This is a genomic window from Achromobacter sp. ES-001 (assembly GCF_019448355.1).
Lineage (GTDB): Bacteria > Pseudomonadota > Gammaproteobacteria > Burkholderiales > Burkholderiaceae_B > Achromobacter > Achromobacter spanius_B.
This window is the reverse complement of sequence record NZ_CP079940.1, coordinates 4,574,220-4,587,360: the sequence shown is the minus strand read 5'-3', so window position 1 is coordinate 4,587,360 and position 13,141 is coordinate 4,574,220. Positions and strand designations below refer to the sequence as shown.

Sequence of the window (13,141 nt, the reverse complement as noted above, 5' to 3'; positions counted from 1 at the left end):
GCCGCATCCGCCGCGCGAAGATCCCGCGCGGCTTTTTTGCGCCCGGCCTTATTGCATCTTCAAGCCCAGTTCGGCCACGAAGTGTTTTTCCTCGGCCACCTGCTTGACTGCAAATTCCGTGTACGCGGCGCTGTCCATCAGCATGTGCGGCTGGTCGGCATTGTCCAGCGCGCGGTTGTACTCGGGGTCGCGCGAGGCGCGGTGGAAGGCCTTTTGCAGCACGGCGACGATCTTCGGGTCCATGCCCTTGGGGCCGGCGATACCGACTGGGTTGGTCGCCACGATGGGGTAGCCCAGTTCGGTCAGCGTCGGCACGTCGGGCACGCGCTTGGCGCGCGCGTCGCCGACGATGGCCAACAACCGCGCGCGGCCCGTGTCGATCATCGGCCCCCAGCCCGCGTCCGACACCATCTGGATGTGGCCGCCCAGCAGTGCCGTCGTTTCTTCGGCCGCGCCCTTGTACGGAATGAAGTTGAACCGTGCCCCGGTCAAGCGCGACAGGCGTTCGATGGCGATGCGGCCCGAGCCCCCCGCGCCCGTGCCGCCGTAGCTGATCTTCTCGGGGTTGGCGCGCGCGTGCGCGATCAGTTCGTCCAGCGTTTTCCAGGGCGCGTCCTGGCGCACCACGATGCCGTAGGAATAGGCCGTCATGCAGGCGATGTAGGTGAAGTCCTTGACCGGGTCGTAGTTGACCTGTTGCAGGAACGGGTAGCGAAACAGCGTGCCCACCACCACCGAGATCGTGTAGCCGTCCGGCGACGCCGTCTGCGCCATCGCAGCTGGCCCCAGCGTGCCGCCCGCGCCGGGGCGGTTCGCGATGACGACGGTCTGGCCCAGTTCTTTGGAAGCCGCCACGGCCAGCGCGCGCATCTGCGTATCGGTGGCGCCACCCGCCGGAAACGGCACGATCAACGTGATCGGGCGTGCCGGAAACGTGGCGGCTTGGGCGCCGCGCCAAAAGCCCAACGTGGCCGGCAAGATCAGCCCCAGCTTGAGCAGGCTGCGGCGTCGGGGCAAGGCGATGCTGCTGCGAGAGGAATCCGTCATGGTTGTCTCCATCCTGATTTGTTATGGGGCACAGCAAGGGGCACAGCGACAGGCACCGCAAGGCGCGGCAAGTGTCACAGCAAGGGGCACGGCAACGGCTTCCCGCCCGCCTCAACGCGCAATGCCGCGCGTGGACAGGCTGGCGATGGCGGCGTCGTCATAGCCGGCGTCGCGCAGGATCTGGTGGGTGTGTTCGCCCGGCAGCGGCGCCTGGCGTCGGATGGCGAATTGAAAGCCGGACATCTTTACCGGGCTGGCCACCTGCGCGCCGGCCCCGTATTCCGGGTGCCGCGCCGCGTGCACCATGCCGCGCGCGGCGTAGTGCGGATGCGCCAGGCTTTCGGCCAGCTTCAGCACCGGCGCGACGCAGCAGTCGGCGCCGTCCAGCAAATGCAGCCAATGCGCCAGCGGTTGCGATCCAAACCGTTGCTGCAATTCCGACCGCACCCACGCTTGCCGTCTCGCGTCTTCATCCCGATGCCAGGCCAGCAGATCCGGCCGCTCAAGCCTGCGGCACAGCGTGTCCCAGAACTTCGGTTCCAATGCCGCGACGGCCAGATAGCGGCCGTCTTGCGTTCGGTATTGGCCATAGCACGCCAGCGCACCCGACAAGGTGTCGCCGCCGGCGGGCCGCGTCGCGCCGTGCGCGTTCAGCGTGGCCAGCGGCACCACCACAGCCGCCAGCAAGCCGTCGGCGATGGCGATATCCACATAGCGTCCGCGCCCCGTGCGCTGCGCATCGACCAGCGCCGCCAGGATGCCCATCACCGCCGTCAGCGAGCCGCCCAGAATGTCGGCCACCGGCAGGTTCGACAAGGCCGGCTGATCCGGCCCACACCCCATCTGGTCCGCCACGCCCGCAACCGCCGCATAGTTCAGGTCATGCCCCGCGTCATCGCATAGCGGGCCATCCTGCCCGTAGCCCGTGATGCTGCAATACACCAGCCGGGGATTGTGTCGCGACAGCGTTGCGTAGTCGGCCTTCAGCCGCGCCGTCACGCCGGGCCGAAAACTCTCGACCACCACATCGGCGTCGCGCGCCAACCGTGCCAGCGCCGCCTGCCCTTCGGGATGCTTCAGGTCCAGCCGCAGCCCGCGCTTGTTGCGGTTGCACACGGCGCGCAACGCGGGCGGCGCGTAGTCGCCCGCTTGCGTGTCCTCGATCTTGATGACGTCGGCGCCCAGGTCGGCCAGGTACTGCGCGCCCAGCGGGCCGGGCAGCAATCGCGACAGGTCCAGCACCTTGATGCCCGCAAGCGGGGCGGTGTTAGGCGTATCCAAAGAGGGACTCCGGTAAATACGAAGAGGCAGCCAGCCAGCGGCAAAAGCCAGTCTAGGCGCGGCTTTGCGCCGATCCAATGGCGAAATGGATGATTCCGCTTGGCGGGAATGCTCACGCCGGGCATTCCTTGGCCGCATGGCTTTCGCTACCATCGACCCCGACTCGGTTCGCGCCCCCGCCGTAGGAATCCGCCATGACGCATCACACCATCGCCGTGGGGCACATCGCCCAGATCCTGCAAGGCGCCCGCGCGCGCGGCGTGGACGTGGAACGCGTGCTGCGGCGCGCCCAGGTGCCGCCCACCTTGTTGCAGGCGCCGCTGGCGCGCGTATCGCAGGCCCAGTTCGCACAGATCCTGCGGATGTTGCGGCGCGCCACGCGTGACGATTTTTTGGGCATGGGGCGCCATCCGGTGCCGCTGGGCGCCTTTGCCCACGCCTGCCGGCTGGCCTTGCAGGAAGGCACCGTGGGCCAGGCGCTGCGCGTGGCGTTTCGCTACTACCATGGCGTGCTGCGCGACTTCACCGCGCGGCTGTGCGTCAGTGGCGATACCGCGCGCATCGTGCTGGACGCCCGCGGCGCGCCGGACTGCACGCAGTGGTACGGCGAGCGCACGTTTCTGTTCTTCACGCTGGGCGTGGCCAACTGGCTGGCGGGGCGCCGCCTGCCCATCCTGGGCGTGGATTACAAAGCCGGCGCGCGTAGCGCCGACGCGCAAAAAGTCTTTCACGCGCCGGTACGGTACGGCCGGCCCGACACCGGCCTGTGGCTTGATGCCCGGTGGCTGGCCCTGCCCGTGGTGCAGGACGCGCAGGCGCTGCACGCCTTTCTGGCGAACGCGCCGTTCGACCTGCTGGTGAAGTATCAAGACCGCGCCACGCTTACCGATCGCATCCGCCGCCTGCTGCGCAACGACTTGTCGGGGGACCTTCCATCGCTGGCGCAGGTCAGCGCGCAGCTGTCGATGACGCCGCAAACGCTCAGGCGCCATCTGCGCGACGAGGGGCAGGGCTTTCAGGTACTGAAGGACGATCTGCGGCGCGATGCCGCCGTTGAATATCTGGGACGTCTGGATCTGTCGCTGGTGGACATCGCCGCGCGGCTGGGCTTTTCCGAACCTAGCACCTTTCATCGCGCGTTCAAGAAATGGACCGGCGTGTCTCCCGGCGAATACCGCCGCACCCAGCTGACCTGCGCACCGGCATCGATGCCTGGCCGCGCGCCGTCGGCCCCTGACACTTTCCGCCAATCCGTTTGACGCCTGCGGCCATTGCCGCGCGCCGCGCCAAGCCGCCAAGCTACGGGCTGGGCAAGGTCGGTGACGATGGCAATCTGCAATCTGCAAACACGCCGATCCGCCGACCCGCAGCCCGCCACCGCGACACACTTCAGGAGAACCCCGCATGAATCGAAAAGTATGGGTGGCCGGCGTCGGCATGATTCCGTTCTGCAAACCCGGCGCCAGCGACCCTTATTCCGTGATGGGGATGCGCGCCGTGCAAGAAGCGCTGGCCGATGCGGGCGTGCCCTACGACGCCGTGCAGCAAGCCTATGCCGGCTACGTCTATGGCGATTCCACCTCGGGCCAGGCCGTGGTGTATGGCGTGGGCCTGACCGGCATTCCCGTCTTCAACGTCAATAACAATTGCGCCAGCGGTTCATCGGCGCTGTTCCTGGCGCGGCAGGCCGTGGAAAGCGGCGCGGTGGAATGTGCGCTGGCCGTGGGGTTTGAACAAATGGTGCCCGGCGCGCTGAAAGGCGTGTACGAAGACCGGCCGTCGCCACTTGCCGGCTTCGTGTCGGCCATGACCGACGCGCAGGGCTATGACGCCGCCACGCCGCGCGCCGCGCAATTTTTCGGCGGCGCCGCGCGCGACTACATGAAGCAGCACGACATACGCGCCGATACGTTCGCGCGCATCTCGGTCAAGGCGCGCCAGCACGCGGCCCGCAATCCCTACGCCGTATTCCGCAAGACCGTCACGCTGCCCGAAGTGATGGACGCGCCCATGATCTTCGACCCGCTGACGCGCCTGCAATGCTGCCCGCCCACCTGCGGCGCGGCGGCGGCCATTCTGTGTTCGGACGCGTTTGCGCGGCGCCACGGCTTGCGGCCCGGCGTCAGCATCGCCGCGCAGGCCATGACGACCGACACGCCGTCCACGTTCGACTCCGCCGACATGCGCCGGCTGGTCGGTCTGGACATGACGCGCGCCGCCGCCGACCGCGTGTACGAGGCCGCGGGCGTGGACCCCGCCGACCTTGACGTCGTCGAATTGCATGACTGCTTCACGGCAAACGAATTGATCACCTACGAGGGCCTGCGCCTGACGCCCGAGGGCACAGCCGAAAAATTCATTGTCGATGGCGACAACACCTACGGCGGCCGCGTGGTGACGAATCCGTCCGGCGGGCTGTTGTCCAAGGGCCATCCGCTGGGGGCGACGGGCCTGGCGCAGTGCGCCGAACTGGTCTGGCAGTTGCGTGGGCAGGCCGACTTGCGGCAAGTCGAGGGCGCGCGGCTGGCGTTGCAGCACAACCTGGGGCTGGGCGGCGCTTGCGTCGTCACGCTGTACCAGGCCGCGTGACGGCGGCCAGCGCTACACGCATCCAACATCTCGCGGCGGATCGATACCCGATACTCGCCGCCCCGCACCCAGTCAGGAGACAACAACGATGGGAACACTTGAAGGCAAGGTAGCGCTGGTGTCCGGCTCGGGCCGTGGCATCGGCCAGGAGATCGCGCTGAAACTGGCGCGCGAAGGCGCAAGGGTTGTCGTCAACGACCTGGACGACGGACCGGCGCAAGACACGGTGACGCGCATCCGCCAAGCGGGCGGCCAGGCCCAGGCATGCCCCGGCAGCGTCACCGCGCCGGGCTTTGCCGACCGTTTCGTCAACGCGGCAATCGATACCTACGGCGGCCTGGACATCATCGTGAACAACGCCGGCTACACCTGGGACAACGTCATCCAGAAAATGACGGACGAGCAATGGGATGAAATCCTGGCCGTGCATCTATCCGCCCCTTTCCGCATCCTGCGCGCCGCGTCCGGCTTCATCCGCGAAGCCGCCAAGGCCGAGGCCGCCGAAGGGCGCGAAGTGTTCCGCAAGGTGGTCAATATCTCGTCCACCTCGGGCGTGATGGGCAATGCCGGCCAGGCCAATTACGCCGCCGCCAAGGCCGGCATCAACGGCCTGACGCGCGCGCTGGCCAAGGAATGGGGCCGCTACAAAGTCAACGTGAACAGCGTGGCGTTCGGCCTGATCAAGACGCGGCTGACCGACGCCGTGGCCGATGGCGACACCACGCTGGACATCCAGGGGCGCCAGATCAAGGTGGGCGTCAACCCGCAGGTGCTCAAGAACGCCGAAAGCCTGATCCCGCTGGGCCGCGCCGGCACGCCCGCCGAGGCGGCGGGCGCGGTCTATCTGTTCTGCCTGCCTGAATCGAACTACGTCAGCGGGCAGGTGCTGGTCGTGGGTGGCGGCCGCCCATGACGCGCCTGCCTAACCCGATGGAACCGCCACGCGCCGCGTGGATGGACGCCGACCTGGCGTTGTTCCAGGATGCGACGCGCCGCATCTTCGAAAAGGAATTCGCGCCGGACGAAGAACGGTGGCGCAAGCAGCAGCACGCCGATCGCGACATCTGGACACGGGCCGGACGCCTGGGCCTGCTGTGCGTCAGCATGCCCGAGGCCTATGGCGGCGGCGCGGGCAGCTTCGCGCACGAAGCCATCGTGGCGGCCGAGCAGGCGCGCGCCATGGTCCATGGCTTTAGCAACAACGTGCACAGCGCCATCCTGGCGCACTACATCCTGAACTACGGCACCGAAGCGCAGCGGCAGCGCTGGCTGCCGGGCATGGCCACCGGCGAGCACGTAGGCGCCATCGCGATGAGCGAGCCGGGCGCCGGGTCCGACCTGAAAAGCGTGCGCACCACGGCCCGGCGCGACGGCGACAGCTACGTCCTCAATGGTTCCAAGACCTTCATCACGAACGGCCTGCACGCCGACCTGATCTGCGTGGTGGCCAAGACCGACCCGCACGCCGGATCGCGCGGCGTGTCGCTCATCATGGTGCAAACGGATGAGCTGCCCGGCTTTCGGCGCGGGCGGCTGCTGGAAAAACTGGGCCAGAAAAGCGGCGATACGGCCGAACTGTTTTTTGACGACGTGCGCGTGCCCGTCGCCAACCTGCTGGGCGAGGTCGAAGGGCAGGGCTTTACGCAGCTGATGCAGCAATTGCCGCGCGAACGGCTGCTGATCGCGGTGGGCGCGGTGGCCACCATGCGGCGCGCCATCGACGACACCGTGGCCTATACCAAGACGCGGCAGGTCTTCGGCCAGGCGCTGATCGACATGCAGAACACGCGCTTCAAACTGGCCGAATGCGAAACCGTTGCGACCATCGCCGCGCGCTTTGTCGACGACTGTATCGCGCGCCAGTTGCAGGGCACGCTGGACCTGCCCACCGCCGCGATGGCCAAGTGGTGGACCACCCAGATGAACTGCCAGGTCATCGACGAATGCCTGCAATTGCACGGCGGCTACGGCTACATGCTGGAAACGCCCATTGCGCGGATGTACGCGGATGCGCGCGTGGGCAAGATCTACGGCGGTTCGAATGAAATCATGAAAGAAATCATCGCGCGGGGCATGGCCGCGTAAAGCGGCCGGCACCTTGCGCGGGACTCGGAGAGAGACACGCATGCAGCAAGCGCATTTTCGGTTGGAGCCCAAGGTATTGCCCCGGGTATGGCCCAAGGGCTTGCCGGCCCACATCAACCAGCCCCGCTCCAGCCTCGTCTTCAATCTGGAGGCGTCGGCCACCCGCTATCCCGACAAGCCCGCCATCGTGTTCTACGACACGGTGCTGGACTATGCGCGCCTGAAGCGCGAGGTCGACGCCATGGCCGGCTATCTGCAACACAGCGCGGGCGTTGCAGCCGGCGACCGCGTGCTGCTGCTGAGCCAGAACTGCCCGCAATTCATCATCGCCTACTACGCCGTGCTGCGCGCCGATGCGGTCGTGGTGCCGGTGAACGCGATGAGCACGGAAGATGAGCTGGATCACTATCTGAAGGACAGCGGTGCGCGCGTGGCGTTTGCCGCGCAGGAACTGGCGCCACGGCTGGCGGGCTTTGTTGAAGACGGCCGGCTGGAACGCGTCATCGTCCATGCCTATTCCGACTACCTGGGCGAGGGCGGCGATGGCCAGACGCCGCCGCCCGACTGGGTCGCCGCGCCGCGCGACAAGGTAGACATGCCGGGCGGCGTGCCCTGGTACGGCGCCTTGGCGGTCAACGCGCCGCCCAAACCGCACCGGGCGCACGCGGGCGATCTGTGCCTGCTGCCCTATACGTCCGGCACCACCGGGCGGCCCAAGGGCTGCCGCCACACGCACGGCACGCTGGGCGCGGCGGTGACGGGGTCGGCGCTGTGGCGTGGGCTGACGTCCGAAGCCGTCATCATGGGCGTGGCGCCGCTGTTTCACCTGCTGGGCATGCAGAATTGCATGAACCTGCCCATCCTGCTGGGCGCCACCGTCGTGCTGCTGCCGCGCTGGGACCGGCAGGTGGCCGCGCAATTGATGGCGCGGCATCGCGTCAGCGTGTGGGCCGCGCCCCCGGCGATGGTGGTGGACTTCTTTGCGCAGCCCGACATCGAATCGTATGACCTGTCGCGCCTGGCCTTGTTGTGCGGCGGCGGCGCGCCCATGCCCGAGGCGGTATCGGCCATGCTGGCCGAGCGCTACGGCATCGTCTTCAACGAAGCCTATGGGCTGACCGAGACCGCATCGTTCCTGCACTGCAATCCCATGCACCGCAACAAGCGCCAGTGCATCGGGGTGCCGACTTTCGGCGTCGATACGCGCGTGGTGGACCCGGCTACGCTCGAAGAACTGCCGGCCGGGCAAGTGGGCGAACTGGTCACACGCGGTGCGCAGCTGATGCTGGGTTACTGGAACAACGCGGCCGCCGATGACGAGGCGTTTTTCATGTTGGAAGGCGAACGCTACTTTCGCACCGGTGACCTGGGGCGGGTGGACGAGGACGGCTATTTCTTCATCACCGATCGGCTCAAGCGCATGATCAATGCGTCGGGCTACAAGGTGTGGCCGGCCGAGGTCGAGAACGCCTTGTACGAGCATCCCGCCGTGCACGAGGCCTGCGTCATCGGCGTGCCCGACCCGTGCCGGGGCGAAACCGTCAAGGCGCTGCTGGTGCTGCGGCCCGAGGCCCAGGGCAGCGCGCGCGAAGACGAGGTGATCGCGTGGGCCCGCGCCCGCATGGCCGCCTACAAGGCGCCGCGCATCGTTGAATTCGTGGACGCGCTGCCCAAGTCCAGCACGGGCAAGATCCTGTGGCGGCAATTGCAGGAAGCGGGGCGGGCGAGCCGCTAGCGCAACAGCGTGGCGCGACGGTATCGCCCGGCCGCTTACCGCAGCGGCACGCCGTTGGTCAATTGGCGCAGTTCGTTCAGCAGCTTCGCGGCGGGCAGGGGCAGCAGCCCTTGCGTGCGCCGAAACGCCGTCAGCATGCGCGTGTCGGACGCGCCGGGAATTGGCAGCCGGTCAAGCAGGCCCGCGCGCAGTTCGGCGTGATACATCGGTTCTGGCATCCATCCCAAAAATTCCGAATGCGCAATCAGATTCTTCAGCACCGTGATGGAACGCGTTTCAACCGTGACGTCCGGCATGGACAAGCGGTGCCGCGTGAATAGCTGGTTCATGTGTTCGAAGGGCTCGGTGCCGCGCGGCAGGATCGCCCACTTGTACGCCAGCGTATCGGCCAGGCTGAGACCGGGGCGGGAGCGCAGCGGGTGGCTGGTGCTGGCCACCACGTAGCTCGTGTCTTCCCAACGGCAGTCCGGCACCGAGACAATTTCGTCCGTGTCGTCGGTATGCGCGCCCAGCGCCAGGTCGATCTCGCGCGACAGCAGCGCGCTGGCCAGGCGATCCCATACGCCTTCCACCACCTGCACCTGCAACGTGGGCCAGCGATTGCAGGTTCGGGTCAGCGCGGTGGGAAGAATCAGGCACGCAATGCTGCCCACCGTGCCGACCCGGATGGTGCCCTTGGCCAGCCCCAGCAGCGCACGGATTTCCTCTTTGGCGCTTTCGGCATCGCGCAGCAGCGCGGTGGAATGCGGCAACAGCGTCAGCCCGATATCGGTCAGCTGCATGCCCTTGGAATGACGTTCGAATAGTGGAGCGCCGACCTGGCCTTCCAGGCGGCGCACGATGCGGCTTAGTGCGGACTGCGTGACATGCATGGCGTCGGCGGCACGTCCGAGGCTGCCGGCGGCTACGACCGCGTTGAATGCCGCCAATTGGTGTAGGTCGAATGGCATGCCAAAGCGTAATGACTTTGTCTCGATATATCAATTCTCAAGTCTGCTAGGGGGGGCGACACTCTGCCATCGCTGTTGACCGTGCCCAGGCCCAGCCCGGCGCCTCGTCAACCCCGCCACCTCACCACAAGGACCCAAGCTATGAACGGACCCGTTTTTGGCCTTTTAGGCGCGCTGAACGCCTCTGGTAGCGAGTCCGACCTGGTCCCGCCCCCGCAGCCGCCCACCGTGCGCGACGCCGTCTACGACCTGATGCGCCGCGTCGGCATGACGTCGGTATTCGCCAACCCGGGCTCAACCGAGCTGCCCATGTTTCGCGGGTTTCCCGATGATTTCCGCTATGTGCTGGGCTTGCAGGAAGCCACGGTGGTAGGCATGGCCGACGGTTATGCGCAAGCCACGCGCAATGCGTCGATGGTCAACCTGCATTCGGCGGCCGGGGTCGGCAACGCCATGGGCAACCTGTTCACGGCATACAAGAACCGTACGCCCATGGTGGTGGTCGCCGGCCAGCAGGCGCGCGGCATCCTGCCCTTCGACCCCTTCCTGTCTTCCAGCAATGCCACCGAGTTGCCCCGGCCTTACGTCAAATGGAGCACCGAGCCCGCGCGCGCGCAAGACGTGCCGCTGGCCATCGCGCGCGCCTACTACCTGGCCATGATGCCGCCGCGTGGGCCCGTGCTGGTGTCCGTGCCCGTAGACGACTGGGACGCGCCTTCGCCGCCGTTGGCGCATCGCGGCGTCAGCACTGAACTGCGCCCGCAGCCCGAGGCCATCGGGCGCATCGGCGCCTTGCTGGACGCCTGCCGACGCCCCGCCATGGTCGTGGGCGCTGCCGTGGACCGCGACGGCGCCTGGAACGAAATCGTGGCGCTGGCCGAACTGCACAGCGCGCGCGTGTGGGCCGCGCCCATGTCGGGCCGTTGCAGCTTCCCGGAACGCCATCGCCTCTTCGCCGGGTTTTTGCCGGCCGCGCGCGAGGGCATCGTCGCCCGCCTGCAAGGGCACGATCTGATCCTGGTGGTGGGGGCGCCCGCCTTTACCTATCACGTCGACGGCGCCGGGCCGCACGTGCCCGACGGCGCCGAGCTTTGCCTGCTGACCGACGACCCGGACACGGCGGCGTGGGCGCCGGCGGGGCTGGCGGCCGTGGGCAGTATCCGCCTGTGCCTGCGCGATCTGCTGGCGCGGCCCGCGCCCATCATGCGGCCCTTGCCCGCGCGGCGCGCCGCCAGCCCCGCGCCCGGCCCGTCTTCGCCGATGTCCACCGCCTTCGTGCTGCAGACGCTGGCCGCCATGCGCGACCCGTCCGACATCGTCGTGGAAGAAGCCCCCAGTGCCCGACCCGTCATGCAGCACTATCTGCCGCACGTGCGCTCGCAAACCTTCTACACCATGGACAGCGGCGGGCTGGGTTATGGCATGCCCGCAGCGGTGGGCGTGGCGCTGGGCAAGCCCGACCGGCGTGTCATCGCCCTGATCGGCGACGGTTCCAGCCTGTATTCGATTCAAGCGCTCTGGAGCGCCGCGCAGCACAAGCTGCCGATCACCTTCGTCATTCTCAACAACCGCCGCTATGCCGCGCTGCAAGACTTTGCGCCGGCATTCGGTTTCGGGCCGCACGACAAGGTCATGGGCACCGAACTGCCCGGCATTGACTTCGTTGCGCTGGCGCGGGGGCTGGGCTGCGGCGGCGTGCGCGTGTCGGACGCCGCGCGCCTGGGCGCGGTACTGGCCGACGCCATGGCCAGCGGCAGTCCCACGCTGGTTGAAGTGCGGGTGTCCTGACCCTATCCCTGGATGCCCGTCACCCGGGCTCGCGGCAAGTCGTATCCCCAAGGAGGCCACAGCGCCATGCAGGTATTTCCAGTGCAGGTTTCCCCAGTGCAGCTTTCCCCCGTGCAGGTCCCCGTGCAGGGTGAACCCGCGCAGGTGTCCCTATTGATCAACGGCGACGCCACCGGCGCGCGCGACGGCCTGACGTTCAAGCGCCACAGTCCGCTGGACGGCAGCATTGCCTCGCTGGCGCCCGCGGCCAGCGTGCAGGACGCCGTGGCCGCCGTGCAAGCCGCGTCGGCCGCATTTCCGTCCTGGTCGGCCACCGGCCCGGGTGAACGGCGCCAACTGCTCATGCGCGCGGCAGAAGCCATCCAGGCCCGGGCGCAATCGTTTGCCGACATCATGGCACTTGAAACCGGCGCCTCGGCCGGCTGGGCACGGTTCAATGTCCAACTTGCCGTCAGCGTGCTGCTGGAGGCGGCCGCGCTGACCACCCAGGTCAGCGGCGAGGTCATCCCGTCCGATGTGCCGGGCAACCTGGCGCTGGCCGTGCGCCAGCCGGCGGGCGTGGTGCTGGGCATCGCGGCCTGGAACGCGCCGGTCATTCTTGCCGTGCGCGCCATCGCCACGCCGCTGGCTTGCGGCAATACCGTTGTGCTCAAGGGCAGCGGCTTGTGCCCGGCCACGCATGGGCTGGTCATGCACACGCTGCAAGCGGTGGGCTTTCCGCGAGGCGTGCTGAACTTCATCACAAACGCGCCGGCCGACGCGGCTACCGTCGTCGAGGCCATGGTGGCGCACCCGTCGGTGCGGCGCGTCAGCTTCATGGGGTCCACGCAGGTAGGCAGGCGTATCGCTTCGGCGTGCGCAAATCATCTGAAACCTGTCGTTCTTGAGCTTGGCGGCAAGGCGCCTTTCGTGGTGCTCGATGACGCCGACCTGGACGCGGCCGCGCGTGCCGCCGTGTTCGGTGCCTTTGCCAATTCCGGGCAGACCTGCATGGCCACCGAACGCATCATCGTCGACCGCACGGTGGCCGACGCCTTCGTGCAAAAGCTGGCCGACCGCGCAGCCGGGCTGCCGCTGGGGGATCCGCGCGAAGCCGCCGTGGCGCTGGGCGCCGTGGTCGACATGAACGCGGTCAAGCTCTGCAATGCCCTGATCGACGACGCGCTGGCGCAAGGCGGCCGCTTGGTGGCAGGCGGCAAGTCCAACACCACCTTGATGCCGGCCACCCTGATCGACCACGTGACGCCCAGCATGCGGCTGTACCGCGAAGAGGCCTTCGGGCCGGTGACGGGCATCGTGCGCGTCAGCGGCGTGGAAGAAGCCGTGGCCTGCGCCAACGACAACGAATACGGTCTGGCGTCGGCGGTGTTCGGACGCGACGTGGGGCGCGCCATCGCCGTGGCGCGTCGGATTGAATCCGGCATTTGCCACGTCAACGGGGCCACCGTCCACGACGAGGCCCAGATGCCGTTCGGCGGCATGAAGGAAAGCGGCATGGGGCGCTTTGGCGGCAAGGCCGGCATCGACGCCTTTACCGACCTGCGCTGGCTCACGGTGCAAACCACGCCACGTGACTACGCGTTTTGACGCGGGGCGGGCGTTGCTCTCGGCGTTGGCTTCGCCTTCCACTCCACCTTCCTTTCCGCCTTCCCTTTGCCAAAGGACC

General features: G+C 67.7%; 10 protein-coding genes. 7 read left to right on the top strand and 3 right to left on the bottom strand.

Features of this window, described 5'->3' with window-relative positions:
- Window positions 1-48: 48 nt before the first annotated feature.
- Together KYT87_RS20635 and KYT87_RS20630 are read right to left on the bottom strand one after the other, a co-directional pair.
- A complete protein-coding gene (locus tag KYT87_RS20635) occupies window positions 49-1,047 on the bottom strand; it encodes a tripartite tricarboxylate transporter substrate binding protein (protein ID WP_104144183.1) in 999 nt (332 codons plus the stop codon).
- Window positions 1,048-1,158: 111 nt separating this feature from the next.
- Window positions 1,159-2,328: a CaiB/BaiF CoA-transferase family protein gene (locus KYT87_RS20630; RefSeq protein WP_255593363.1), complete on the bottom strand. Its 1,170-nt coding sequence runs from the start codon at window positions 2,326-2,328 to the stop codon at window positions 1,159-1,161.
- A gap of 194 nt (window positions 2,329-2,522) precedes the next feature.
- Here KYT87_RS20630 and KYT87_RS20625 point away from each other — a divergent pair, with 194 nt between their 5' ends.
- The 5 genes from KYT87_RS20625 (at window position 2,523) to KYT87_RS20605 (ending at window position 8,737) form a co-directional block, all read left to right on the top strand.
- Window positions 2,523-3,587, top strand: coding sequence for an AraC family transcriptional regulator (locus tag KYT87_RS20625; protein WP_219990743.1), 1,065 nt, complete (start codon window positions 2,523-2,525; stop codon window positions 3,585-3,587).
- Between the two features lie 145 nt (window positions 3,588-3,732).
- Window positions 3,733-4,917: a lipid-transfer protein gene (locus tag KYT87_RS20620; RefSeq protein WP_219990742.1), complete on the top strand. Its 1,185-nt coding sequence runs from the start codon at window positions 3,733-3,735 to the stop codon at window positions 4,915-4,917.
- Between the two features lie 88 nt (window positions 4,918-5,005).
- A complete protein-coding gene (locus tag KYT87_RS20615) occupies window positions 5,006-5,830 on the top strand; it encodes an SDR family NAD(P)-dependent oxidoreductase (RefSeq protein ID WP_219990741.1) in 825 nt (274 codons plus the stop codon).
- Window positions 5,827-7,002, top strand: a complete 1,176-nt coding sequence (locus tag KYT87_RS20610) for an acyl-CoA dehydrogenase family protein (protein ID WP_255593360.1) — start codon at window positions 5,827-5,829, stop codon at window positions 7,000-7,002. The genes KYT87_RS20615 and KYT87_RS20610 overlap by 4 nt, the downstream gene beginning before the upstream one ends.
- 40 nt (window positions 7,003-7,042) lie before the next feature.
- Window positions 7,043-8,737 carry a long-chain-fatty-acid--CoA ligase gene (locus KYT87_RS20605; protein ID WP_219990740.1) on the top strand — a complete coding sequence of 565 codons (1,695 nt, stop codon included), beginning with the start codon at window positions 7,043-7,045 and terminating at the stop codon, window positions 8,735-8,737.
- 35 nt (window positions 8,738-8,772) lie between these two features.
- Here KYT87_RS20605 and KYT87_RS20600 read toward each other — a convergent pair whose 3' ends face one another.
- On the bottom strand, window positions 8,773-9,687 hold the full coding sequence (locus KYT87_RS20600; protein WP_046807282.1) for a LysR family transcriptional regulator: 915 nt from the start codon (window positions 9,685-9,687) through the stop codon (window positions 8,773-8,775).
- Window positions 9,688-9,939: 252 nt separating this feature from the next.
- Between KYT87_RS20600 and mdlC the strand changes: the two genes are divergently transcribed.
- Both mdlC and KYT87_RS20590 read left to right on the top strand, forming a co-directional pair.
- Complete coding sequence (mdlC, locus tag KYT87_RS20595) at window positions 9,940-11,475, top strand: benzoylformate decarboxylase (RefSeq protein ID WP_240434163.1); 1,536 nt, start codon at window positions 9,940-9,942, stop codon at window positions 11,473-11,475.
- A 66-nt stretch (window positions 11,476-11,541) separates the two neighbouring features.
- Window positions 11,542-13,062, top strand: a complete 1,521-nt coding sequence (locus KYT87_RS20590; protein ID WP_104144178.1) for an aldehyde dehydrogenase — start codon at window positions 11,542-11,544, stop codon at window positions 13,060-13,062.
- Window positions 13,063-13,141: the final 79 nt, after the last annotated feature.